The 25,172-nt window shown below is 60.2% G+C and carries 22 protein-coding genes; 9 read left to right on the plus strand and 13 right to left on the minus strand.

What is annotated here, in order from left to right:
* Nucleotides 1-57 precede the first annotated feature (57 nt).
* A complete protein-coding gene (ribB, locus tag PL599_RS03330; protein ID WP_077983812.1) occupies nucleotides 58-699 on the plus strand; it encodes a 3,4-dihydroxy-2-butanone-4-phosphate synthase in 642 nt (213 codons plus the stop codon).
* A gap of 196 nt (nucleotides 700-895) precedes the next feature.
* Here ribB and PL599_RS03335 read toward each other — a convergent pair whose 3' ends face one another.
* From PL599_RS03335 to PL599_RS03350, 4 genes are all read right to left on the minus strand, one after another.
* Nucleotides 896-1,684, minus strand: coding sequence for an SDR family oxidoreductase (locus PL599_RS03335; RefSeq protein ID WP_065115987.1), 789 nt, complete (start codon nucleotides 1,682-1,684; stop codon nucleotides 896-898).
* A 14-nt stretch (nucleotides 1,685-1,698) separates the two neighbouring features.
* On the minus strand, nucleotides 1,699-3,177 hold the full coding sequence (locus tag PL599_RS03340; protein WP_142911483.1) for a sugar ABC transporter ATP-binding protein: 1,479 nt from the start codon (nucleotides 3,175-3,177) through the stop codon (nucleotides 1,699-1,701).
* 119 nt (nucleotides 3,178-3,296) lie between these two features.
* Complete coding sequence (locus PL599_RS03345; RefSeq protein ID WP_173989411.1) at nucleotides 3,297-4,226, minus strand: sugar ABC transporter substrate-binding protein; 930 nt, start codon at nucleotides 4,224-4,226, stop codon at nucleotides 3,297-3,299.
* Between the two features lie 133 nt (nucleotides 4,227-4,359).
* Nucleotides 4,360-5,340: an ABC transporter permease gene (locus tag PL599_RS03350; protein ID WP_269825052.1), complete on the minus strand. Its 981-nt coding sequence runs from the start codon at nucleotides 5,338-5,340 to the stop codon at nucleotides 4,360-4,362.
* Nucleotides 5,341-5,779: 439 nt separating this feature from the next.
* Here PL599_RS03350 and PL599_RS03355 point away from each other — a divergent pair, with 439 nt between their 5' ends.
* From PL599_RS03355 to PL599_RS03375, 5 genes are all read left to right on the plus strand, one after another.
* Nucleotides 5,780-6,589: a transketolase gene (locus PL599_RS03355; protein ID WP_137410625.1), complete on the plus strand. Its 810-nt coding sequence runs from the start codon at nucleotides 5,780-5,782 to the stop codon at nucleotides 6,587-6,589.
* Nucleotides 6,589-7,545 (plus strand): transketolase family protein, encoded by a 957-nt coding sequence (locus tag PL599_RS03360; protein WP_269825051.1) that lies wholly within the window; start codon nucleotides 6,589-6,591, stop codon nucleotides 7,543-7,545. Before PL599_RS03355 ends, PL599_RS03360 begins: the two co-directional genes overlap by 1 nt.
* A gap of 114 nt (nucleotides 7,546-7,659) precedes the next feature.
* The gene (locus PL599_RS03365; protein WP_269825050.1) at nucleotides 7,660-9,129 is read left to right on the plus strand and encodes an FGGY family carbohydrate kinase; all 1,470 of its coding nucleotides are present in this window, start codon (nucleotides 7,660-7,662) and stop codon (nucleotides 9,127-9,129) included.
* 20 nt (nucleotides 9,130-9,149) lie between these two features.
* The gene (locus PL599_RS03370; RefSeq protein WP_162520294.1) at nucleotides 9,150-10,109 is read left to right on the plus strand and encodes a sugar-binding transcriptional regulator; all 960 of its coding nucleotides are present in this window, start codon (nucleotides 9,150-9,152) and stop codon (nucleotides 10,107-10,109) included.
* A gap of 24 nt (nucleotides 10,110-10,133) precedes the next feature.
* Nucleotides 10,134-10,919: an SDR family oxidoreductase gene (locus PL599_RS03375; RefSeq protein ID WP_142911485.1), complete on the plus strand. Its 786-nt coding sequence runs from the start codon at nucleotides 10,134-10,136 to the stop codon at nucleotides 10,917-10,919.
* A 156-nt stretch (nucleotides 10,920-11,075) separates the two neighbouring features.
* Here the strand turns inward: PL599_RS03375 and PL599_RS03380 are convergent, their stop codons facing one another.
* From PL599_RS03380 to PL599_RS03400, 5 genes are all read right to left on the minus strand, one after another.
* Entirely contained in the window at nucleotides 11,076-11,837 is a 762-nt protein-coding gene (locus PL599_RS03380) for an ABC transporter permease (RefSeq protein ID WP_077983822.1), read from the minus strand.
* Nucleotides 11,834-12,760 carry an ABC transporter ATP-binding protein gene (locus PL599_RS03385; protein ID WP_077983844.1) on the minus strand — a complete coding sequence of 309 codons (927 nt, stop codon included), beginning with the start codon at nucleotides 12,758-12,760 and terminating at the stop codon, nucleotides 11,834-11,836. Before PL599_RS03385 ends, PL599_RS03380 begins: the two co-directional genes overlap by 4 nt.
* 105 nt (nucleotides 12,761-12,865) lie before the next feature.
* Nucleotides 12,866-13,687, minus strand: a complete 822-nt coding sequence (locus PL599_RS03390) for a sulfite exporter TauE/SafE family protein (RefSeq protein ID WP_137410627.1) — start codon at nucleotides 13,685-13,687, stop codon at nucleotides 12,866-12,868.
* Between the two features lie 496 nt (nucleotides 13,688-14,183).
* The gene (locus PL599_RS03395) at nucleotides 14,184-15,467 is read right to left on the minus strand and encodes an extensin-like domain-containing protein (protein ID WP_269825049.1); all 1,284 of its coding nucleotides are present in this window, start codon (nucleotides 15,465-15,467) and stop codon (nucleotides 14,184-14,186) included.
* A gap of 176 nt (nucleotides 15,468-15,643) precedes the next feature.
* On the minus strand, nucleotides 15,644-17,458 hold the full coding sequence (locus tag PL599_RS03400; RefSeq protein WP_269825048.1) for a methyl-accepting chemotaxis protein: 1,815 nt from the start codon (nucleotides 17,456-17,458) through the stop codon (nucleotides 15,644-15,646).
* Nucleotides 17,459-17,700: 242 nt separating this feature from the next.
* On the opposite strand from PL599_RS03400, the gene PL599_RS03405 reads away from it, so the two are divergent.
* The gene (locus PL599_RS03405) at nucleotides 17,701-18,015 is read left to right on the plus strand and encodes a DUF1883 domain-containing protein (protein ID WP_080790415.1); all 315 of its coding nucleotides are present in this window, start codon (nucleotides 17,701-17,703) and stop codon (nucleotides 18,013-18,015) included.
* Between the two features lie 112 nt (nucleotides 18,016-18,127).
* Here the strand turns inward: PL599_RS03405 and PL599_RS03410 are convergent, their stop codons facing one another.
* Entirely contained in the window at nucleotides 18,128-19,444 is a 1,317-nt protein-coding gene (locus PL599_RS03410) for a replication-associated recombination protein A (RefSeq protein WP_077983826.1), read from the minus strand.
* Nucleotides 19,441-20,847 (minus strand): DegQ family serine endoprotease, encoded by a 1,407-nt coding sequence (locus tag PL599_RS03415; RefSeq protein ID WP_269825047.1) that lies wholly within the window; start codon nucleotides 20,845-20,847, stop codon nucleotides 19,441-19,443. The genes PL599_RS03410 and PL599_RS03415 overlap by 4 nt, the downstream gene beginning before the upstream one ends.
* A 175-nt stretch (nucleotides 20,848-21,022) precedes the next feature.
* Here PL599_RS03415 and PL599_RS03420 point away from each other — a divergent pair, with 175 nt between their 5' ends.
* Entirely contained in the window at nucleotides 21,023-21,373 is a 351-nt protein-coding gene (locus tag PL599_RS03420) for a lysozyme inhibitor LprI family protein (protein ID WP_142911488.1), read from the plus strand.
* A 15-nt stretch (nucleotides 21,374-21,388) separates the two neighbouring features.
* Here PL599_RS03420 and PL599_RS03425 read toward each other — a convergent pair whose 3' ends face one another.
* Nucleotides 21,389-22,390 carry a serine hydrolase domain-containing protein gene (locus tag PL599_RS03425; protein ID WP_271358799.1) on the minus strand — a complete coding sequence of 334 codons (1,002 nt, stop codon included), beginning with the start codon at nucleotides 22,388-22,390 and terminating at the stop codon, nucleotides 21,389-21,391.
* Between the two features lie 295 nt (nucleotides 22,391-22,685).
* On the opposite strand from PL599_RS03425, the gene PL599_RS03430 reads away from it, so the two are divergent.
* On the plus strand, nucleotides 22,686-23,126 hold the full coding sequence (locus PL599_RS03430) for an SWIM zinc finger family protein (RefSeq protein ID WP_269825045.1): 441 nt from the start codon (nucleotides 22,686-22,688) through the stop codon (nucleotides 23,124-23,126).
* Between the two features lie 90 nt (nucleotides 23,127-23,216).
* On the opposite strand, the gene ilvD is transcribed toward PL599_RS03430, so the two are convergent.
* Nucleotides 23,217-25,052, minus strand: a complete 1,836-nt coding sequence (ilvD, locus tag PL599_RS03435; protein ID WP_269825044.1) for a dihydroxy-acid dehydratase — start codon at nucleotides 25,050-25,052, stop codon at nucleotides 23,217-23,219.
* Between the last annotated feature and the right edge of the window lie 120 nt (nucleotides 25,053-25,172).

Raw genomic sequence — 25,172 nt, forward strand, 5'->3', positions numbered from 1 at the left:
TTCTCTAAGCGCGAAAATGCCGCAAAACGGCATAACCCTTGAAAGGCTTGAAAGAAAATGACCATTGCTAGAATTGAAGACGCCATCGAAGCCATTTCCCGTGGCGAGATGGTGATTGTCGTTGACGACGAAGACCGCGAAAATGAAGGCGATATCATCGCCGCCTCCGACAGCATCACCCCACAACAGATCGCCTTCATGATGAACCATGCGCGCGGGTTGATCTGCGTCGCCATGCCGGGCGAGCGTCTCGATGCGCTCGACATTCCGCTGATGGTGTCGCGCAATACCGAATCCCTCAAGACGGCCTTCACCGTCTCGGTGGACTATATTCCAGGCACCACGACCGGCATTTCCGCCGCCGACCGGGCAAAGACTGTTCGCGCGCTGGTCTCCGAGGAATCGCGCCCGGAAGATTTCGCCCGTCCCGGCCACATCTTCCCGCTGCGTGCCAACCCTCAGGGCGTCCTTGGCCGCACCGGTCATACCGAAGCCGCCGTGGACCTCTGCCGCCTCGCCGGAAAATACCCCTCCGGCACCATCTGCGAAGTCGCCAATGACGACGGAACGATGGCCCGCCTGCCCCAGCTCAAGGTTTTCGCCGAACGCCACGGCCTGCTCGTCGTGACCATCAAGGACCTTGTCGCTTACCTCAAGGGCGAGGTTGTCGAGGAAGTGGCGCAGAAGCAGGTTGCGTGAGCTGCTGCTCGTGTTGTGGGTACGAAAACGCCCGGCGCAAGCCGGGCGTGAAATGGGTAACTGAAGTGCTGAAACCTCCCAGCTCCGTCATCCTCGGGCTTGACCCGAGGATGACGTGGAGTGTGGTGAACCGTCGGTTGGCACTGACGTCCATGTTTATCAGACCAGGAAGCTCAATACTTCCGCGTCGAAAACCCTACCAGCAGCAGAAACCGCCATCCACCAGCAGATCCACGCCCGTCACGAAACTAGCCGCATCTGACAGCAGGAAGATCGCCGGACCGACCATCTCATCCACGCCCGCCATGCGCTGCATTGGCGTTTGCTCTTCGAACAGCTTGGTCTGGTGCACCATTTCCGGCCGCGTGTTCATCGGCGTCGCCGTGTAGCCCGGCGAGATGGTGTTGACGCGGATGCCGCGCCCCACCCACTCCATCGCCATGGATTTCGACATGTGGATGACGCCTGCCTTCGAGGCATTGTAATGGCACTGCATCAGCCCGCGATTGACGATGACGCCCGACATGGAGGCAATGTTGACAATTGCGCCGCGGCCGTTTTTCAGCATGGCATTGGCTTCCGCCTGGCAGGAGAGGAAAACGCCCTTCAGGTTGATATCCATCATCGTCTGGAACTGGCTTTCTTCCATCTCCTCGGCCGGATTGGCATTGGCGATGCCGGCCGCATTGACGGCGAGCGAAAGTGCGCCGAGTTCTGCCTCCGTGCGGGCAACCGCTTCAGTCAGCGCCTGCTTGCTGGTGACATCGGCAGCAATCTGGATCGACTTGCGCCCGGCCTTGGCGATAAAATCAGCCGTCTGCGCCAGACCGTCATCGGTACGGCGATCGAGCAGCGCGACATTGGCGCCCGACTGGGCAAGCCCCATGGCAATACGCTGGCCGATGCCCGAGCCGGCGCCGGTGACAAGCGCCACCTGACCGGAAAGATCGAACAATTTCGGCGCGTTGAGGGTGATGGTGGACATTTTTATTTCCTTCTTCAGATCGTCGCCAGTTCCATGACCGAGACATCGTTTGCTTCGTCGCGGTTGAGGATGCCGGCCTGTTTTCCCTGCGCGAGCACGAGAATGCGGTTCGAAACGCCCAGCACCTCTTCCAGATCGGAGCTGACGACGATGACGGCCACGCCGTCTTTCGCCAGACCGACAATGATATCGTAGATTCCCGCGCGCGCGCCGACATCGATGCCGCGCGTCGGCTCGTCCAGCACCACCACGCGCGGATTTCGGGCAAGCCATTTGGCGATGACCACCTTCTGCTGGTTGCCACCGGAAAGATCGGAGGCAGGCTGTTCGCTACGGCCCTTGACCCCAAATCTGGCGATGGCCTCTTTTGTAAAGGCGCGCTTGATGCGCGGCGTGATCCAGCCGGTGCCGACACGGTCGAGATTGGCATAGATCAGGTTTTCACCGATCTCGTGCTCCACCACCAGCCCCTGCAACTTGCGGTCTTCCGGCACCATGACGATGCCCTTGGCGATAGCGTCTGCCGGGCTTTTCAGCGTCAGCACCTTTCCGTCAAGCAGGACCTCACCTGCAAAAGTCGGATCGGCACCGGAAATGGCCCGCACCAACTCGGTGCGTCCCGCGCCGATCAAACCGGCAATACCAAGGATTTCACCGGCGCGGACGCTGAAGCTGATGTCGCGGAAAGCATTGTCCGCGCCAGTCAACCGTTTCACTTCCAGCACCGTCTTGTCCTGCGGCTCCGGCAGCGCCGGGAACAGGCGTTCCAGCGAGCGGCCGACCATGCTTTCAACAATGGTGCGCACCGGCGTCGCGCTGTCGGCAAATTCATGCACCCGCTCGCCGTCGCGCAACACGACGATACGGTCGGTAATCTGTTTGATCTCTTCCATGCGGTGGGAAATATAGATGATGCCCACGCCCTCGGCGCGCAGCTTGCGCACCTGCTCGAACAGCGCCTGCGTTTCCGCACCGCCAAGTGCGGCCGTCGGCTCGTCGAGGATCAGGAGTTTAGCATCCAGCGCCAGCGCCTTGGCGATTTCGATCAGTTGCTGGTTCGCGGTCGAGAGACCCGCCACCTTGCGGGTTGCGGGAATGTGGAGGTTGAGGCGCGCCAGCTGCTGCTGGGCTCTGCGCACCATCTCGGCGCGGTCGACAACCCCGTTTTTCATCGGCCAGCGGCCAATGAAGACGTTTTCGGCGATGGAAAGCTCCGGCAGAAGCTTCAATTCCTGATGAATGAGGACGACACCCTTGTCGATCGCCTCGCGTGGCGACGACGGCGCAAAGGGCTCACCGAGCCACGTCATCTTGCCCTCGGACGGCTCACGCGAACCGGCGATGATGCCGGACAGCGTGGACTTGCCCGCACCGTTTTCACCCAGCAACGCGACCACCTCGCCCGGATAGACGTCGAGATCGACCGCTTTCAGAACCTCGAGCGGACCGTAACGTTTGCTGATGCCACGGAGCGAAAGAACCGGCTCGCGCATGACGGGACCTCCCAGGACATAATCGCAGTGGCGATACACCACGGCTCCGTGTCCGAAATTGCGTAAAGACAAACCAATGAATGCCCCGCGCATCCAGTCGGACGCGCGGGGCATAGGGATCAGGGATGGTTGGCGATGAAGCCTTCGACATTTTCCTTGGTGGTCAGCGTCGCATCGGAGAGCTGCACCGCCGGAACCTTCTCGCCGCCGACGATCTTGACCGCCATGTCGACAGCCATGCGGCCCATCTTCTGGGTCTGCTGTGTCGCGGTCACGTCGAACACGCCGTTCTTCAGCGCCTCAAGCGCGGCCGTGTCACCATCGAAGCCACCGACGACGATCTTCTGCGAAGGGTTGGCGACCTTGATCGCCTGTGCCGCGCCGAGCGCCAGACCGTCCGCCTGCGCAAAGACGATCGAGACATCAGGATTGGCCTGCAGCATGTTCTGCATGATCTGGAAGCCTTCGTCCTGGCTCCACATGTTGGACCACTGTTCGGCAACGATTTTCACGCCGGAATTGGCATTTACCGATTCCATGCAGCCCTTGGTGCGGTCGACTTCCGGTGTCGTGCCCTTCTGGCCGTGAATGATGACCATCTTGCCCGAACCGCCAGCCTGCTTGATGATGTAATCGCAAACCGCCTTGGCGGAAGCGACGGAATCGGTGGCGAGGAAGGTATCGCCCGGCGCGCCATCGGCATTGCGGTCGATATTGATGACCGGAACGCCGGCGGCTTTGGCAAGCTTCACCGGAACGGTCGCGGCGGCGGCACCGGCCGGGATATAGATCAGCGCATCGATATTCTGGGTCAGCAGATCCTGGATCTGGTTGACCTGCGTCGGGCCGTCGCCCTTGGCGTCGACGGTAACGACGGCAATGCCGCGCGTCTTGGCTTCGGCTTCGACGGCCTGCTTGATCTGGTTGAAGAAGTTCGCCTGCAGATTGGCGACGGCAAGGCCGATCTTCTTGACTTCTGCGGCATTGGCAGAGCCGAGCGATAGGGCGAGAAGTGCGGCGGATGTCAGCAGAATGCGTGAAAATTTCATGATTATTCCTCCATTTGTTGATTTTTGACCTTCGGGCAGATCGAACCTCCTCCCCTCCGGCCGTTTTTTCACGCCTCCCATGCCGGGAGGGTCGTTTATTGCGCGGACGGCTCAGCACCGTCCGCAGGCAAATTCAGCTTCTGCGGCGACGCAATGTTTCAGCACCCACGGCCAGCACGATGACCACACCGATGATGACCTGCTGGAGAAAGGGAGAGACGTTGAGCAGGTTGAGGCCGTTGCGCAGCACGCCGATGATCAGCACGCCGATCAGCGTTCCGCCGATGCCGCCCGCACCGCCCGAAAGCGAGGTTCCACCGATGACAACGGCCGCAATCGTATCCAGCTCGTAACCGAAGCCGCTGGAGGGCTGAACCGAGTCGAGACGTGCGGCAAGAACGATGCCGGCAAGACCGGCAAGAACCGCGCAGGCGACATAAACGCAGATCGTCACTAGCGGCACGTTGATGCCGGCAAGACGCGCCACTTCCGGATTACCGCCCACCGCATAGACGGTACGGCCCTCGGAGCGGAAACGCAGGAAAGCCCAGGAAACCAGCACCACGACCAGCATCAGCAGCACGGTCGCGGTCAGCACGCCGAAATGGCGCTCAATCGCCAGCATCATGAACCAGTCGGGAAACCCGACGATCTGCTGTCCGTCCGTGATCATGTTGGCGAGACCGCGCGCCACAGACATCATGGCCAGCGTGGCAATGAACGCAGGCACCCGAAAGGCCGTAACCAGAATACCGACAACAAGGCCGCAGGCGGCAGAGGCGATCAGCGCCAGCACGATGGCCATGCCCATGGGCATGCCCGCGACATTGGCCGTCCAGCCCATGATCATCATCGACAGCGCCAGCACCGAGCCGACGGACAGATCGATGCCGCCGAGCAGGATCACGAAGGTCATGCCAACGGCCATGATGCCGAGAACGGTGATCTGGTCGAGAATGTTGAGACCATTTCTGAGCGAGAGGAAATTCTCGCTGGCGAAGGTCAGAAACACGCAGAGCAGCAGCAGGCCCAAAAGAGGTCCGGTCGCGCCGCTCAGCCAGGCAAGCGGGCTCCTGGTATGCGTGACCCCCTCGTTGCGTTCAATCGCGGACATGGCTCCTCCCGGTGACTGCCTTGCACTTTTTAAACCGATTAGAATAATTATTCATGACCGGTGAAACATGCATAAGCCAGTTCCGCGAAGCTTGTCAATAGGGCGTTAATGGCAGAAGGGACCCTGCGGAGGATGGCAAGGCGGTCGACTTACGTTCCTATCCTCATTCCTGTGCCTGTCACAGGAAACCAGCCGACGCGCGTCTACGCGGCGGAAGGAGTCCTTTCGACCCCAGGACTTCGGCTGGCGGAATCCCTGTTACAAATACGGGGATGAGGACGCCGCGAATATCCTTCCGTAAGAAAAATTCTGCGACACCGGAACAGAACGGCTCGACCGAAACAAGACAATCCACAATTCCGGCTTGACAGAAACGCCATCTCTGCAATTATATAAACATCTGTATAAATATTCACACGCATGTTTTGAAGAGGATTCCATGCAGCCCCAGGAGCTAGAGCGCATTGCGCGCCAGATTCGCCTTCGCGACGTACAGGCTGTTTTTGAAGCGGGTGCGGGCCATGTCGGCGGCGAAATGTCGGCTATCGACATCATGACAGCCCTTTATTTCCGCGTCCTGCGCATCTGGCCGGATGATCCGAAGAACCCTACCCGCGACCGTTTCGTGCTTTCCAAGGGCCATACGGCCTGTGCGCTTTATGTGACACTGGCCAAGCGCGGCTTCATTCCGGAAGAGGAAATCTCGACCTTCCTGCAGCCGAATTCGCGCCTCAACGGCCATCCGAACTGCAACAAGGTGCCGGGTGTGGAAACCAATACCGGCCCGCTCGGCCATGGATTGCCTGTTGCCGTCGGCATGGCCAAGGCGGCCAAGCTTTCCGGTGCGGACTATCACACCTATGTCATGACCGGCGACGGCGAGATGCAGGAAGGCTCCAACTGGGAAGCCATCATGTCCGCAGCGCAGTTCGGCCTGAACAATCTGACGCTGATCGTCGACCACAACCGCTTCCAGCAGGGTGCGGCGCTCTCGGAAACCAATGATGTCGCGCCGCTCCGCCCGAAGCTCGAGGCTTTCGGCTGGGAAGTGAGCGAAATCAACGGCAACGCCATGGCGGACGTCGTGCCGGCGCTGGAGCATCGCGGCGACCGCCCGCATTGCATCGTCGCCCACACCAACAAGGGTCACGGCATTTCCTTCATGCAGGACCGCGTCGACTGGCACCATAAGGTTCCGAGCAGGGAACAATATGAAATCGCCGTCAAAGAACTTTCGGAGACATTGTGATGAACGCGCCCGTAACCGCCGCCAAGCTTTATGACTGCCGCGACGCTTTCGCCGAGACACTGGAAGCGCTGGCTACCAACAATGACAAGGTCGTCGCCGTTTGCAACGATTCGGTCGGCTCTTCGAAGCTCGGCGGCTTCAAGTCGAAATTCCCCGAGCGCCTCGTCAATGTCGGCATTGCTGAACAGAACATGGTCGGCGTTGGCGCCGGCCTCGCCAATGGCGGCCAGCTGCCCTTCGTCTGCGGCGCATCCTGCTTCCTCACCGGCCGCGCGCTGGAGCAAATCAAGGCGGACCTTGCCTATTCGAACGCCAATGTGAAGCTGGTCGGCATCTCCTCCGGCATGGCCTATGGCGAACTCGGCCCGACGCATCATTCCATCGAGGACTTCGCCTGGACCCGCGTTCTGCCGAACCTGCCGGTAATCGCCCCCTGCGACCGTATCGAAACGGCAGCCGCCGTCAAATGGGCGGCGGACTATGCCGGCCCCTGCTTCCTGCGCCTGTCGCGTGTCGGCGTGCCGGACCTGCTGCCGGAAGGTCACGTCTTCGAACTCGGCCGCGCCAACCTGTTGCGCGAGGGTTCCGACCTGACGCTGATTGCCAACGGCACGCTGACGCACCGTATCGTCAAGGCCGCCGACATTTTGGCCAGCCGCGGTGTCAAGGTGCGCGTACTGAACATGGCAACGGTGCGTCCCATCGATGAGGCGGCCATCGTAGCAGCAGCAAAGGAAACCGGCGCGATCCTGACGGCCGAGGAACATTCGATCTTCGGCGGCCTCGGTTCAGCCGTCGCCGAAGTCGTGGTCGATCATGCACCGGTGCCGATGAAGCGTCTCGGCGTTCCCGGCGTCTTCGCCCATACCGGTTCAGCCGAATGGCTGCTCGATGAATTCGGCATGGCACCGTGCGCCATTGCCGATGCCGCTGAAGCGCTGATCAAGAGAAAATAAGGTCTCCTCCCAGAGTCGTCGCGTGTCTTCGGATGCGCGGCGACGCCCTTTCTGCAATATCGTCGTTGAATCGCCGCAAGGCAGAAACGAAAAACTGCCGACGAAAGACCCATCATGCGCGCTATTTTGTCCATCGATCAGGGCACCACCAATTCCAAGGCCATTCTTGTTTCAGAAACCGGCGAATTGCTGGCGCGCGGCTCATCGCCCGTCGGCATCACCTATCCGCAGCCCGGCTGGGTGGAACAGGAACCGCAGCGCATCTGGGCGTCGGTCTGTGAAGCGATCTCCGCCTGCCTTGCCGCCGCACACTCTGGCGTCGATGTCGTAGCCATCGCCATTTCCAACCAGCGCGAATCCGTGACCATCTGGGACGGCGAAACCGGTGAGCCGCTCGGACCAGTGCTCAGCTGGCAATGCCGCCGCACGGCGCAGGACTGCGCCGAACTGATCGAAAAGGGCCATTCCAAGCGTGTGATGGCGCTGACCGGCCTGCCGATTGACCCGATGTTTCCGGGCGCAAAAATGCGCTGGCTGCTGGAGCGCGCGCCGCAAGGCCGCCAGCTCCGCCTCGGCACCATCGATAGCTGGCTCATCCATCGCTTCACAGGCGGCAAGGTCCATGCCTGCGATGCCTCCAACGCCGCCCGCAGCCAGGTGCTCGATCTCAACCGCCAGGTCTGGAGCGAGGAGCTTTGCGAGCTCTTTGGCATCGACATCAACACACTGCCAGACCTGCGCGACAGCAGCGGCGACTTTGGCGTCACATCAGGCGTTCCCGGCATCAAGGACGGTACGCCGATCCTCGCCGCCATCGGTGACAGCCACGCCGCCCTCTTCGGCCATGGCGCGTTTAACCCCGGCGACGGCAAGGTGACCTTCGGCACCGGTTCCTCCGTCATGACGACGCTTCCGCATTTCATCGCGCCCGAACGCGGCATCACGACGACCGTCGCATGGCGGCTGGGCGGCAAACCAACCTTCGCCTTCGAAGGCAATATTCTCGTCTCGGCCGCCTCCCTGCCCTGGATGACGGATATCCTCGGCCTGCCCGATGTCGCGGCCCTTGTCGAGCTTGCCGCCACTGCCGAGCCAAACGGCCCCGGTTTCGTGCCGGCCTTCGTGGGTCTCGGTGCGCCCTATTGGGATACGAATGCACGTGGGCTTTTCTCTCAGATCAATTTCAGCACTACCCGCGCCCAGATGGCCCGCGCCGTCACCGATTCCATCGCCTTTCAGGTCCACGACGTATTCGCCGCCATGCGCGCGCAATCGCCTTCGGGCTTTGGACGGCTGTTCGTGGATGGCGGGCCGAGCCAGAACCGTTTCCTGATGCAGTGCGTCGCCAATATGCTGGAACACCCGGTCATCCAGCGCGATGCGCCGGAAGCCTCCGCGCTGGGTGCGGCCTATCTCGCCGGCCTCGCCCTCGGTTTCTGGAGCGATCTTACGGCCATCGCCGCCCTTGCCAGCCAAGGCAACACGATCACGCCGGCAAACGGCGAAAACCGGCAGCGGCTTGGCATCTGGCGCGATGCGATTGCCCGCTCGACCTTGCCTGTAACCTCGGGTAATGGTGAATAAAAATTCACCCTGGAGGGCTTATGGGCAGGCTAAACGAACTTCGAATGATTTCCCGCGTGGCGCAGATGTATTTCAGCGAGCATAAACGTCAGGCGGAAATCGCCCAGCATCTCAACCTTTCCCAAGCCACCGTCTCGCGCATGCTGAAGCGTGCGGAGGCGGAAGGCATCGTCCGCACCAGCATCATTCCCCCACCCGGCACCTATAGCGATCTGGAGGCGCAGCTGCGCGAACGTTTCGACCTGCCGGAGGCCATCGTTGTCGATTGCAGCGAGGACCGTGATGGCGCCATCATGGCCCGCATCGGTGAAGCGGCCGCGCACTTTCTCGAGGTGACGCTGTCGCAGAACGAGATCATCGGCGTTTCCAGCTGGAGCCAGACGATCTTCAAGATGGTGGAAAACATCCACCCGCTTAAAGGCGCCAAGGCGCGTTATATCGTCCAGACGCTGGGCGGCATGGGCGATCCCTCGGTCCAGACGCACGCGACCCAGATCACCACCCGGCTGGCGCGGCTGACGGAGGCCGAACCAAAGCTGCTGCCAGTACCCGGCGTCGCCACTTCGCGGGAAGCCAAGCTTCTGATGCTCGCAGACCCCTTCGTGCGCGAAACCATCGATCTCTTCGGGTCCATCACTCTCGCCATCGTCGGCGTCGGCGCGGTGGAGCCATCGGAACTTCTCGCCCGCTCCGGCAACATCTTTTCCGCCAAGGAACTGGCCGATCTCGCCCAGGCAGGCGCCGTGGGCGACATATCTCTACGATTCTTCGACAGGCAAGGCAAACCGGTAAAGACGCCGCTCGATGACCGGGTCATCGGCCTGCCGCTGGAAAACCTCTCGAATGTCGACCGTGTCATTGCGCTCGCCGGCGGCTCGAAGAAGACAGAGGCCATTGCCGGGGCGCTCAGAACCGGTGTGATCGATGTGCTCGTCACCGACAAATTCACTGCCGAACGACTGGTCGGTCAGGAAACATAGCCAAGTTCCCATAAAGGAGGAGACATGAGGCGCTTTGAAGGTCAATCCGTATTCGTGACCGGAGGCAACAAGGGCATCGGTTACGGCATAGCCCGCCGTTTTGCCGATGAAGGCGCAAAAGTCGCCATCGCCTCAGTCGACAAGGACACGCATGACGCCGCCAGAAAACTGGCGGACGAAACCGGCACCGTTACCCATGGCGTCATCCTCGATGTGCGCGACGCGGCAGCGGTGCGCGAGGCCTATGGCGCCGCCGAAGAGGCGATCGGCCCGCTTTCCATTTCCGTCCAGAATGCCGGCGTCATCACCATTTCGAAAATCGAAGAGCTGACGCAGGAACAGTGGGACTTCAATCTTGACGTCAACACCAAGGGCGCGTTCCTCTGCTGCCAGGAAGCGATCCGCCGCTTCCGCGCAAGCGGCACCAAAGGCCGCCTCGTCAACACCGCCTCGGGTCAGGCGCGTCAGGGATTCATCTATACACCGCATTATGCCGCCTCAAAATTCGGCGTTGTGGGCCTGACGCAAAGTCTTGCCAAGGAGCTCGCGCCTGAGGGCATTACCGTCAACGCCATCTGCCCCGGCATCATCCACACCGAAATGTGGGACTATAACGACCGCGTCTGGGGCCGGATGCTGGGCGACTACAAGCCCGGCGAGCTGATGGCCGAATGGGTGCGCAACATCCCCATGCGCCGCGCCGGAACCCCCGCCGAAGTGGCCGCACTGGTGGCATTTCTGGCGTCGGACGATGCGGCCTATATCACCGGCCAGACGATCAATGTCGACGGTGGGTTGATTATGTCGTAAAGGGGCTTGCTAAAGCCTCTCCTCCGTCATCCTCGGGCTTGTCCCGAGGATCTAATCACGTCCAATAAAATCAATCGGTTGCAGATCCTCGGGACAAGCCCGAGGATGACGTAGCGTGTGAGGGGAAGCTTTCCGCTATCTCTAACGATTGAGCCGTCAGTTGCGCAGCCTATACCCCGTCTTGAAGATCCAGCTAACAACACCGAGGCACAGCGCCAGAAACAGCGTGATCATCGCAAGGCTGATGGCGGGATTGACGTCGGCGATCTCATAAAAACTCCAGCGGAAACCGCTGATGAGATAAAGCACCGGATTGAAATGGCTGACCGTCTGCCAGAAGGGCGGCAGCATGTCGATGGAATAGAAGCTGCCGCCAAGGAAAGTCAAAGGCGGCACCACCAGCATGGGAATAAGGTTCAGCTGCTCGAAATTCGTCGCCCAGATGCCGATGATGAAGCCGAACAGGCTGAAACTGACAGCCGTCAGCACGAAGAACAGCACCATCATGAACGGATGAGCAATCGTGATATCCACGAAGAAGGTGGCTGTTATCAGAATGATCGTCCCGATCATCAAGCCCTTGGTCGCCGCCGCCCCGACATAGCCGGCGACAATTTCCGTCATCGATACGGGCGCGGACAATATCTCATAGACCGTGCCGGTGAATTTCGGGAAATAAATGCCGAAGGACCCGTTGCCGATACATTGCGTCAGCAACGTCAGCATGATGAGACCGGGCGTTATGAAGGCGCCATAGGAAACTCCGCCAACTTCCTGAATCCGCGAACCGATCGCGGTTCCGAAGACGATGAAATAAAGGGAGGTGGAAATGACGGGCGAGACCACGCTTTGCAGCAGGGTGCGACGCGTGCGCGCCATTTCGAACAGATAGATGGCCTTGATGGCTTCGAAATTCATTTCTGGCCTCCCACCAGCGAAACGAAAATATCCTCAAGCGAACTCTGCCGCGTGGAAATATCCCTGAAATGGATGTTGGCGGCGAAAAGGGCATTCAGAACATCCGCGATGCGGACCTGCTCGCCATTATCCTCGATTTCATAGGTGATGGTGGAGCGGTCATCGGAAAGCGTCAGACCGAAGGGCGCAAGACTGTCAGGCAATTGCTCCACGGGCTGGGCAAGCTCCAGGAAAAGCTGCTTGCGGCCGAGCTTTTTCATCAGCGCCGTCTTTTCTTCCACCAGCAGCAATTCGCCGCCATTGATGACGCCCACCCGGTCGGCGATTTCTTCCGCCTCTTCGATGTAATGTGTGGTGAGGATGATGGTGACGCCTTTGGCGCGCAGCTCGGAAACCACATTCCACATGTCGCGGCGCAGCGCCACATCCACACCGGCCGTCGGCTCGTCAAGGAACAGAACCTTCGGCTCATGCGCCAGCGCCTTGGCGATCAGCACGCGCCGTTTCATACCGCCGGAAAGCTCCCGCAACATATTGTCCTTCTTGTTCCAGAGCGACAAGGATTTCAGGATACGCTCGATCAGCTCCGGGTTCTTCTTCTGCCCGTGCAGGCCGCGCGAGAAGCTGACGGTGTTCCACACCGTCTCGAACTGGTCTGTGGTCAGCTCCTGCGGCACGAGGCCGATCAGGGCGCGGGTCTGGCGAAAATCCTTCACCACATCGTGCCCGCCGACAAGCACCGAACCTTCACCCGGATTGACGAGACCGCAGACAATCGAGATCAATGTCGTCTTGCCAGCACCGTTCGGACCGAGAAGAGCGAGGATTTCCCCCTGTTTGATATCGAGGCTGACACCTTTGAGCGCCTGAAAGCCGTTTGCGTAGGATTTTGTCAGATTCCGTATCGAAACAATGGCATTCATGGCGAATTCTTTCGAAAAACCGAGTAAGATGATCGCCATATAGACCGCAGAGGTTGCAAATGCCACCCCAGCGGACCGAACACTGCGTTCGGCAGAGACGGAAAATCAGCTGTAGATGCTGTAGAAAAACTGCGCTGCGACGAAGACCAGAAATACCCCGAAGGCCCGCTCCAGCTGCTTTTTGCTGAGCGCATGGGCGAGCCTAGCGCCATAGGGCGCAACGACAAGCGTGATGGGGATCAGCAACACCACGGCGATCCAGTTGATGAAACCGGTGGAAAACGGCGGCAGGCCCGCATCACCCCAGCCAGCCCAGATGTAACCCAGAAGCCCCGGCAGCGAAATCAGCACGCCGACACCGGAAGAGGTTGCGACCGCCTGATGGATCGTGCGTCCGTAAAGCGTCATGAAGGTATTGTTCATCACCCCGCCGCCCACGCCCATCAGGCCGGAAAAGAGCCCGATGCCGGTGCCAACAAGAAAACGGCCCGGATTTTTCGGCAGGTCGGAGCCGAGATGCCAGCTCGCCCGGTTGAAGATCATCCGGAAGGCGAGCACCAGCGCGATGAAGGCGAAGATCAGCCGCAGGGCGACGCTCGAGGCATGGGCAGCAACCACGGATGCGAGGATGGCGCCGAGCGGCACGGCGACAATCCAGCCCTTCAGCAGATCGACATCGACCGCGCCCTTTTGACGATGCGCCAGGAACGAACGAATGGAAGTGGGCACGATGATGGCAAGCGACGTGCCAAGCGACAGATGCATGCGCACCGCCTCCGGCACATCCAGCAGCCCAAAGACCTGGTAGAAGACGGGCACCAGCACCGCGCCGCCACCAATGCCGAATAGCCCCGCCAGAAGACCGGCGACCACACCCGCTGCCGCAAGCGCCGCAGCAAAGACCATCAGCTCTGAAACAGGGGGCATAAAGGCAGGCTCCCGAAGGCCGTTGTCACAAACATGTGACCCTCATAGCGTATCTGAAAGGTGCGGCAAGCCATGTTGGCCGCAGGTCAGTACGGTGCGATGTCTTTTGCCGCTATCCGCGCCGGATGGACCACTCTATGGGATCGTTTTCCCATTGCATGCCCTTGCAAAGACGCCGATATCCCCCCGATAAGGCTGTCTTTTTCAACCGGCCTTCGGGCCGGTCTTTTTTTGGGGTGTGACGGGCGATTATCGAGTTAGCGCGCAGAGAAGCATCCTCAACCGTCGTCATTACGGCCTTATCCAAAAATCCGCCGCCTATGTCATCGGCGGCAGCCCGATAACAAGCCGCACTCCGTATTCGACGTCATCCTCGGCCTTGTGCCAAGGATCTGCCAACATATCGCCAATAACGACGTTGCAGTTACTCGGTACAGGCCCGAGAATGACGGCGGAGACGCTTTCAAACTCAGCCGTTAACGTCCACCAGCGCGGCCTAATCGCAATGCCTGTAACCTGACTTGCGCGTGCGCAAGTCGAAATGAAAATGGTTCCAGTGGTTGGGATCGCTGCCCGGTCCGAGAACGGTCGAGAAATATTTGCAGCTGTCAGACCTCACCGCCTTCAGCAGCGCTTTTTCGCGGAAGGCGAAGAAGCTTTTCTTGCGAACATCGATTTCCTTGCCGTTCTTCAGCGTGATGGTGCCGATATCGATGGCATTACCGCGTGCATGTTCTGACCACGGGTTGCTGGAGCGCGAATTCATCTTGCGGCAGGAATAACCGCCCATCGGCGTGATGCGGCCGACACCGGAGAGGTAACGGAAGCGCGAGGACGGCACGAGCTCGAACTTCACCCATTTCGCAAAGGCAAGCGTGACCTGGCAATTGAGCTTTACTGCCGGCCGGACGGCGACACCACTGGCGAGGCCACTGAGTTCGATCGGATAGTCGATACCGCAGGTCGGACCGTCAGCAATACGCGCGACATCACGGAAAGCGACGCCGAGACGGCGAAGTTCGGAGCGGCAGGCAACTTCGGAAGGCGGCATGACGCCGGGCGGCATGGACCGGTTGCTTTGCAGCCCGTCGCCCGCCATCGGATTATCAGGCATCAGCATGGCCACTTCTTCCACCGGCTGGCGACGGGAAGAGGAGCCGAGCGGCGGCGGTGGGACGAGCCGCGATTGGCTGGCCCGTTGCGTCTGGCGGGCCGGAGAGACGGCCACGGGATTATCCGTACCGATACCATCCACCACCGGCTGCGCTGAAGCGCCTTCGGCGATATCCGCATCCTGTTCTTCGGCAAGTCCGCGAACCGGCTCCACGCCCAGCATGGAATCCATATTCACGCCGCCTTCACCTTCGGCGATCTGGTTGCTGGCCATCTGCTGCGCCGGCATCGCCTGGCCCTGCATGGTCTGCGCCGGCGCAGTTGTATGGCCGCTGGCCGCCATGCGCGCCTGATGCTGGGAATCGAGTGTCGAATAACCCTGCCCGCCCTGCGGCGATTGCAGCAGGGGGTCCTGCGAAGCGTAAGGCTCCGGCATCGGCTGTGAGACGGCGGCAGGATAATCGGTACCCTGCCCGGCCCGCTCGGCCTGATACACCGCACCAGCCGGCGCGCTGTAACCTTGCTGCCGCGAGGAACGGATGGCGCTGACGCGCGTGGTGCCGTCCACCTCCGCCGGCGGCACGAGGCCCTCCGCCGAACACGACACCATGACCGTGGAAATCATCAGCAACGTCACAAGACGACGCGGAAGGGAAACATACGCCATACGAGAACCTGTACCTTCAGCGGCCGCAATTCGCGGCAATACAGGATAAATTTTAAAGAAATGAGGTAAACGAAACCTTATTGGTTGCCGGAAATAACGAATGGCTGGTTCTGAAGGCTCAAAACAAAAAGGCGCGGCCAGGACCGCGCCTTTCAATCAGATCTAGATGCCTGACATTACGCGGCCCGCGAAACCTCCCGCCCCGCAACATGTCCAAGTTCGAAACGCGAAAGCAGCGAGCGCAGCTGGCGGCTTTCCTCGGCGAGCGTCTGGCTGGCCGCCGTCGTTTCTTCCACCATGGCGGCATTCTGCTGTGTCATCTGGTCCATGTGGTTGACGGAGGTGTTGATCTCCTGCAGGCCCGTTGCCTGCTCGCGCGCGGCCGTGGCTATGGAGTTCACATGGCCGTCGACACGGTTGACCAGCGCCACGATCTCCTCCAGCGCATCGCCCGTCGAGCGCACGAGTGCGACACCGCCGCCGACTTCTTCGGCCGAACGGTTGATAAGGGTCTTGATTTCCTTCGCCGCATTGGCGGAGCGTTGCGCCAGTTCGCGAACCTCCTGCGCCACCACGGCAAAACCACGCCCGGCCTCGCCTGCACGCGCCGCCTCCACACCGGCATTCAGCGCCAGAAGATTGGTCTGAAAGGCTATTTCATCGATGACCGAGATGATCTGGCCGATGCGTTTCGAAGATTCCTCGATACGGCCCATGGCGTCGACGGCATTGCGCACGATCTCGCCCGAGCGGCCGGCGCTGGTTTTCGTGTCCTGCACCATCTGCCGGGCCTCGTTGGCACGCTCGGAAGCGGTGCGCACCGTGGCCGTGATCTCGTCCAGAGCCGCCGCTGTCTCCTCCAGCGCCGCCGCCTGCTGTTCGGTCCGGCGGGAAAGATTGCCGGTCGCACCGCTGATGTCGGAGGCGCTGTCATTGACCACATGCCCGGTTCTGGCGATCGCCTCGATCGCACCGTGCAACGCACCGACGGCACGGTTGAAGTCCATGCGCAGCTTTTCGTAATCCTCACCAATATCTCTGAGTGAAACGGTCAGATCGCCATTGGCAAGCGCTTCGAGCGCATTGCCCAATTGCTCCATGGCATGCGCCTGCCGTTCGGATGCGGAGCGCAGAACCATCTCGTTACCATGCCGCTCCTCCTCCAGCGCCCGCTGCTGATCCGCCTCCCGCGCCTGCAGCGCGCTGCGCTCATTGACGCTGTCGCGCAGTACCAGCAGCGTCTTGGCAATCGCGCCGATTTCATTGCGACGGTCGGCGAACTGGATATCCGCCGCGCCGTCACCGTCGGCAATCCGCCGCATGCTTTGGCGGATGAGGTCGATCGGCCGCATTACGCTCCGCACGACGGCTGCGGCCACGCCGACAACCAGAAGGCCGGCCACGACACAAAGACCGCCATTAAAATAGAGGTCGCGCCAGAACACCGCTTCAAGATCATCAACATAAACACCGGTGCCGACAATCCAGCCCCAGGGAGCAAAACCGGCGACATGGGAAAATTTCTCGACCGGCTCCGGCGCACCGGGCTTCGGCCAGTAATAATCGACAAAGCCCTTGCCGCCCGCCTTGACCGTGTTCACGAACTCGACAAACAGCGCCTTGCCGTTCGGGTCCTTGTTGGCGGTAAGGTCCGTGCCGTTCATCTCGGGTTTGATCGGATGCATCACCATTTTGGGATGCATGTCGTTGATCCAGAAATAGCCGCTGCCATTGCCATAGCGCATCGCTGCAATGGTCGTCTTGGCCTGCTGTTGCGCCGCCTCCCGCGTCAGGCTTCCGGCCTGCTCCAGCCGATAATATTGATCGAGAATGGCAACAGCGGTTTCGTTCATCGCCGCAAGCCCAGCTTTCCGTTCGCCCTCCATTTTGTGGTAGCTTTCAAACAGGCTGAATGTCAGGGCCGTAGCCAATATTGCCAGAAACAATGCGACGAGCGCATAAAGGCGCGCAGATATTGTTACGTTTTTCATGTTCCCCCTCAACGTCGCTGATGCACTTCGACCAGTCGATGTTAAAGGCGAAAAATTTATTATTATTAAACACACACATTATACGTCGGTATTATTCTTATAGTCACATAATCCTTGGCGCCATCATGCCGGACAGGCACAGCAAGCGTGAATTTTCAAACCAGCTGGCGGCATTTAAAGACACCGTTAACCGTGTAACTCCTATCCTCTTTGACCGAAATTACTTTACAGAGAGGCGCGCGATGGCCCGGCCGAATTTTCGCTATACGCATTATGACCTGAAGGAATTGCGGGCAGGCACCATCCTTGAAATATCCCTGTCCGCCGTCAACAATGTCCGGCTGATGACGGGCGCCAATTTTCAGCGTTTCACCGAATTGCTCGATTTCAAATATCTCGGCGGCGTCGCGAAAAAATCGCCGATCCGCATCGCCGTTCCCGAGACATTGCACTGGCATCTGGTGATCGATGCCGAAGGCCATAGCGGCCTGGCGGAATCCTCGGTCAAGATGCTGCCCGCGCAGCCCCAGGCGGCGCCACATCGCAAGGCGTCCTGATCGCATTTACAAACAATCAGTTACGCCCATTTTCCGACTCAATCTACCAGCGACTTGAATCTCTTTCTCAAGATCGCCCGCGGCGCACTTTCCGGCCGGGACGCCGCAAACCCTAGCGCGTCGCGCGCTCGCGACGCAGCTTCGCCCACCAGTCGAGGCGCTTGCGGATTTCCCTTTCGAAGCCTCGATCCGGCGGATCGTAAAAGGTCGTGCGCCCCATCTTCTCCGGGAAGTAATCCTGCCCCGAAAAAGCATCCGGCTCATCATGGTCGTAACGGTAACCATCGCCATAACCCTCGCCCTTCATGAGCTTGGTTGGCGCGTTCAGAATATGTTTCGGCGGCACCAGCGAGCCGTTTTCCTTGGCCGCCCGCATGGCCGACTTGAAGGCGGTATAAACGGCGTTCGATTTCGGCGCGGTCGCGAGATAGACGCAAGCCTGCGCCAGCGCCAACTCACCCTCGGGTGAGCCGAGATAGTCATAGGCGTCCTTGGCGGCGTTGCAGACGGTCAAAGCCTGCGGATCGGCAAGGCCGATATCCTCAACGGCCATACGGACCAGCCGCCGCCCAAGATAAAGCGGGTCCTCGCCGGCATCGAACATGCGCGCGAGATAATAAAGTGCCGCATCCGGGTCCGAACCGCGCACCGATTTATGCAGCGCGGAGATGAGATTGTAATGGCCGTCCTGGCTCTTGTCGTAAACGGGCGCACGACGCTGCACGATGCGCGTCAGCCCTTCGGTATCGAAGGTCTCGTCCTTGCGCGCCGCGCGCCAGACCTCCTCGGCAAGCGTCAGCACGGCGCGGCCATCGCCGTCGGCCATGCGGATCAGGCTGGCCCGTGCCTCTTCCGTCAACGGCAGGGACTTGCCCTCCGCCTCCTCGGCGCGCTTGAGAAGCTCGCTCAGGCTATCCTCGTCATGCGAGCGGAATGTCAACACACGCGCCCGCGACAACAGAGCGGCATTGAGTTCGAAAGACGGGTTTTCGGTGGTGGCGCCCACCAGAATAATGGTACCGTCCTCCATGACAGGCAGAAAACTGTCCTGCTGGGCGCGGTTGAAGCGATGAATCTCGTCTACGAAAAGCAGCGTCTGCCGGCCATTCATCCGCCGTGTGCGCGCCGCCTCGAAAACCTTCTTGAGATCGGCGACACCGGAAAAGATCGCCGAGATTTGCTCGAAAGCCAGCCCCGCTTCGCCGGAAAGCAACCGGGCAACCGTGGTCTTGCCGGTGCCGGGCGGCCCCCAGAAGATCATCGACCCCAGTGAGCCGCTATCGATCATGCGGCGCAGCACGCCCTCCTCGCCCGTCAGATGCGGCTGCCCGCTCACCTCCGCCAGCGTCTTGGGACGCAGACGATCGGCAAGAGGCCGCCGGTTGGCGACCTCGACGGGCACTTGCGGGGCGAAGAGATCGTCGCTCATCGCAGGAACTGCCGGATGCGCTGCCCGTCACGCAGGATTTCCACCCGCCAGAAGCCGGGATTGTCGTCCAGCGCCTTCTCGACAGCGGCGGTGGTGCCGATATCCGCGCCGTTCAGCGACAGGATCACGTCTTTCGGCTGGAAACCGACACGATAAGCCGGGGAACCGCGCTTCACATCGGTAATGACAACGCCGGTCACCTGCGACGGCATACGCAATTCATCGGCAAGCTTTGGCGAAAGATTGGCGACAGTCGCGCCGGCGAAGGGATTGCGCCCCTCAATCAGCCGTTCATCGCGCGGTGCGGTTTCCGGCGCGGTATCGAGCGCGATGGTCACCTTCTTCTCTTTCCCCTTGTCCATGACGGTCAGTTCGGCGGATTTGCCGATGCCGGCGGTCGTCAGGCGATAACCCAGCGCATCCGGATGCTCCACCTCGAAGCCGTTGACGGCTGTAACCACCTGCCCCGGCTCGATGCCCGCCTTCTCCGCCGGCCCACCCTTGATGACGCTGACGACCAGCGCGCCACGGGCGCGATGCAGACCAAGCGCCTCGGCGACATCCGATGTCACCGGATCGAAAGTTGCGCCGATATAGGGCCGCTGGAAGCTTGCATCGCCACGCTCGGCGGCAGCGACGAAAACCCGGACAAGATTGGCGGGAATGGCGAAACCGATGCCATTCGAGCCGCCGCCCTTGGAGAAGATGGCCGTGTTGATGCCAACCAGCTCACCCGCCATGTTCATCAACGCACCGCCGGAGTTGCCGGGGTTGATGGAGGCGTCGGTCTGAATGAAGAAACCGAAATCGCCCTGCGTCACCTGGTTGCGCGCAAGGCCGGAAACGATGCCGCTCGTCACCGTCTGGCCGACACCGAAGGGATTGCCGATGGCGAGCACCAGATCACCGACCTCGATCTTGTCAGAATTTCCGAGCGACAGTACCGGGAACTGCTCCTTCGCATCGATCTGCAGAACGGCGAGATCGACGCGATCATCCTTTAGCAGCACCTTTGACGAAAATTCACGTCCATCCGCCAGCGCCACCTTGATGTCATCGGCACCGTCGATGACGTGATTATTGGTCACCACGAGGCCGCCGGCGGTCACGATGACGCCGGAGCCGAGCGATGACTGCTTTTCCGTACGGTTCGGCATCTGCTGGCCGAAGAACTGTTCGAAGAAAGGATCACCAGCAAACGGCGACAGACGCCGTTGCACGACGCGTTCGGCATAAACATTCACCACCGCGCCTGCGGTGCGCTTGACCAGCGGCGCGAAAGAAAGCTGCATTTCCGTGTGGCTCGACGGCACGGTCCTGTTATCCTGCGCCGCAGCACCCACGGGCAGGAGAATGAGCGCGGCGAGAAAGCCGGTGGACAGATACTTCAACACGCTTCGCATGTGATTCCTCATCGTCATCAGTATGATGGAGTTATAACGTCAAAGCCTGTAAAGCAAAGAGCGGCAAGATGATGGCCGTCCTTTTCCAGGCATGGTATCGGCGGGCGACATTGGAACCAACAGCGCCCCTTTTCGGTTTCACCGGCACCTGACTGCCCTTTAAAAGAGACGACCCATGCATCTGAAACCGATCCTCCTTGCCTGCGGCATCCTTTTCACATCCTCCCTCGTCTCACCGGCCAGCGCGGCAAGCTTCGATTGCGCCAAGCCCGATCTGGCGGCGGATGAAAAAGCGATCTGTGACAACCGCGCGCTGAACGACCAGGATGTGAAGATGGCCACCACCTTCGACATTCTGACCCAGTTGATGGCGATGGGCGCGCGCGACACTTTGCGCGACGAACAGAGCCAATGGCTGAAGAAACGCCAGGAATGCGCGGCCGATGTGGCCTGCCTGACGCGTTCTTACGAGGAACGTATGAAGCGCCTCGGGGAAGCCTTCCAGAGCATCAATCGACCGCTCTAACCGTTAAGCCTGCCCTCAGACCGCACGAATGATGTTTTCCAGGAGGCCATGCAGCTGGTCGCGATAGCCGGTTCTGGCGGAAGGAGCATCTTCCCGCGAGGTCATGACCACGGAAAGTCGTCTGGCAGGCACGATATAGAGCATCTGCCCGCCATAACCCCAGGCGTAATAGACAATCTCCCCCGCCATCTCCTTGATGAACCAGCAATACCCATAACCATCGCCGTTGAAGACGGAATTGGTGCGCTGCTGCCAGGACTGGCTGATCCATTCCTGCGAGATGAGCCGCTCGCCATCAGGCGTTACGCCGCCAAGACGATAAAGCTCGCCAAAGGCCAGCAGGGAACGCGCCGTCATCGCCATCTGGTTGCCACCGAGATAGATGCCCTGCGGATCGCGCTCCCACCCGCCGATCGCGAACCCCTCAAGTGGCCGGAACCAGTCTCGGGCGAGAGAAAGCGTCGAGCGGCCGGAAGCCTTGGTCAATATCGCCGAGAGCAGATGTGTTGATGCCGTGGAATAGAGCATGCCGCCGCCGGGCTCCCCGGCAAAACCGGAACCCAGCGCCATCCTCACCCAGTTGCGGCTGGCGACCCAGCGGCCGTAATTCGGACCGGACATGCGCTCCAGACCGGATTGCATGGACAGGAGATGACCAATGGTGATCCGCTCCAGCCGTGGATCGGGGTTAGGAGGAAAATCTCCGCGCAGTATGGTCGCGACCGGCTGATCGGCGCCCGACAGAATCTTGCGGTCGATCGCCATGCCGACCAGCGCCGAGATCACCGATTTCGACGCTGACTTGATATTGGTGGAACCATTGAGACTGGCACCGTGATAGGCGCGGCTTGCCACCTCTGCGCCATCGATGCTGACGATGACGGTCTTCAGGCTCGAAAGCGCACCCGCATCCCGTAGCAATGGGTCGAATCGGCCGGCATTGCCAGAGGTTTGCGCGCGGGTAAGCCGGGCAAAAGGAAGAGAAGCAATAAGGGTGAGTGCGGTTCGTCTTTTCATAGGTCTGATTTAAGGTCTGCGGAAAGGTCGACCAGACCTGTCACCACATTGTGACCCGGACTGCCGCGCAGCGTTACCGCGCCATGGCGTCAACACGATAATTCTTTTGATTGTCATCGACTTGGCCATCTTTCCGGAATCGGTCTGGCAAAGACTTGAATCGATATGTGAGACAGAGACACTATCGGCGGATGCAACACCTATCCTTTTTGTTTCCCGGCGTTTTTCATGATGTGACATATCCGCCTCCATGGGTGCTAGGTTGACGCAAAATCAAACGCGAATTTGCTCCGCCATGAAAATTACGCAACACCACATCTCTTCCCTTTTCGATGAGCGATATATCGAACGCGGAAATCAGTATTTTGAAGCCGGGATGGTCGAATTCGTCTCGATCAAACATGATGAGATCATAGCCCGCTGCATGGGAACGCGGCGCTACAAGGTGGAATTGTGGTTCGACGGAACGCGTCTCTCCGGCAAGTGCTGGTGCCCGGCCTTTGCAGGATTCGGTCCCTGCAAGCACATGGCCGCTGTGGCATTGGCGGTTCAACGGGGGAGCAAAAGTTATGCACCAAGCCCGATCTATCAGGCGCAAACCGCTGAACTCGACGCTGTTGAGCGGCGGCTAAACCGAATGCGTAAAGCAGAATTGATCGAACTCATCTGGCATCTTGCGAACGACGAGAACGAGATCTTGTATTTTCTCGATGGTGATGAAACGAAGCGAATTTGAATTGCGGGTAGCGAACGTATTGGCACTTCGTGCAAAATAGAAAACCGCCCGGCATCACCGGACGGTTTTGTTTCCTTCACAATCAGTCTGTTACTCCGGCAGAATCCGCACTGCACCCTTGTCCGCGCTCGACGCAAAGGCCGCATAGGCCTTCAGTGCCGTCGTGACATTGCGCTTGCGTGGTGCTTCCGGCTTCCAGCCCTTTTCTTCCTGCTCGGCACGGCGCGATGCCAGTTCGGCATCCGGTACGCTGAGGTTGATCGTGCGGTTCGGAATGTCGATCTCGATCAGGTCGCCCTGACGCACGAGGCCGATGGCGCCGCCCTGTGCCGCTTCCGGCGAGGCGTGGCCGATGGACAGGCCTGACGTGCCACCGGAGAAACGACCGTCGGTGATGAGCGCGCAGGCTTTGCCGAGGCCTTTGGATTTCAGGTAGCTGGTCGGATAGAGCATTTCCTGCATGCCCGGCCCGCCCTTCGGCCCTTCGTAACGGATGACAACGACGTCGCCCGCCTTGACCTCGTTGCCGAGAATGCCCTTCACGGCCGCGTCCTGGCTCTCGTAAACGACCGCCGGGCCGGTGAATTTCAGAATGGATTCGTCCACACCCGCCGTCTTTACGATGCAGCCGTCGAGCGCGATGTTGCCATAAAGCACGGCGAGACCGCCATCCTTGGAGAAAGGCTTTTCGACCGAGCGGATGACGCCATTATCGCTGTCGGTATCCAGATCGTCCCAGCGCGAGGACTGGCTGAAGGCAACCTGCGTCGGTACGCCGCCGGGGGCAGCCTTGAAGAATTCACGCACCGTCTCGCTGTTGGTGCGGGTAATGTCCCAGCGGTCGATGGCGTCGCCGAGCGTCGCTTCGTGCACCGTATAGGTATCACGGTTGATGAGACCGCCGCGCTCCAGCTCACCGAGAATACGCATGATGCCGCCGGCGCGGTGTACGTCTTCCATGTGCACGTCCTGCTTGGCGGGCGCGACCTTGGAAAGGCAGGGAACCTTGCGGGAAAGACGGTCGATGTCTTCCATGCCGAAATCGACGCCGCCTTCATGGGCAGCCGCCAGAATATGCAGAACCGTATTGGTGGAGCCGCCCATGGCGATATCAAGCGACATGGCGTTCTCAAACGCCGCCTTGTTGGCGATGGTGCGCGGCAGAACGGTCTCGTCGTCCTGCTCGTAATAACGGCGGGCGAGATCGACGATCAGGTGACCGGCTTCGACGAACAGGCGCTTGCGATCCGAGTGGGTGGCAAGCGTCGAGCCGTTACCGGGCAATGACAGGCCGAGCGCCTCGGTCAGACAGTTCATCGAATTGGCGGTGAACATGCCGGAACAGGAACCGCAGGTCGGGCAGGCGGAACGTTCGATGACCTTGACGTCCTCATCGGAAATCTTGTCGTCGGCAGCCGCCACCATCGCATCGACCAGATCGAGCGCGACCGTCTTGCCGTGCAGAACGACCTTGCCCGCTTCCATCGGGCCGCCGGACACGAAAACGGCGGGAATGTTGAGGCGCATCGCGGCATTCAGCATGCCGGGGGTGATCTTGTCGCAGTTGGAAATACACACCATGGCATCGGCGCAATGGGCATTGACCATATATTCCACCGAGTCGGCGATGATTTCGCGCGAGGGCAGCGAATAGAGCATGCCGTCATGGCCCATGGCGATACCGTCATCGACCGCGATGGTGTTGAATTCCTTGGCAACACCGCCGGCCGCCTCGATTTCGCGGGCGACGAGCTGGCCGAGATCCTTCAGATGCACATGGCCCGGCACGAACTGCGTGAAGGAATTGACGACAGCAATGATCGGCTTGCCGAAATCGCTGTCCTTCATGCCGGTGGCGCGCCAAAGGCCGCGCGCGCCCGCCATGTTGCGGCCGTGGGTTGTCGTTCTGGAGCGATAGGCTGGCATGGTGTTTTCCTCGATCTCTTGGGCAAAGACGCGTCTTCCGCAGCGCGGTCAAAATGGCCTCTGCCCTAATTTGCGGTTTTTCTAGCGCAAACCGTGAGCCCTGTCACTGTCACCTTGAGG

The organism is Agrobacterium sp. ST15.16.055 (genome assembly GCF_027956555.1).
GTDB lineage: Bacteria > Pseudomonadota > Alphaproteobacteria > Rhizobiales > Rhizobiaceae > Agrobacterium > Agrobacterium salinitolerans.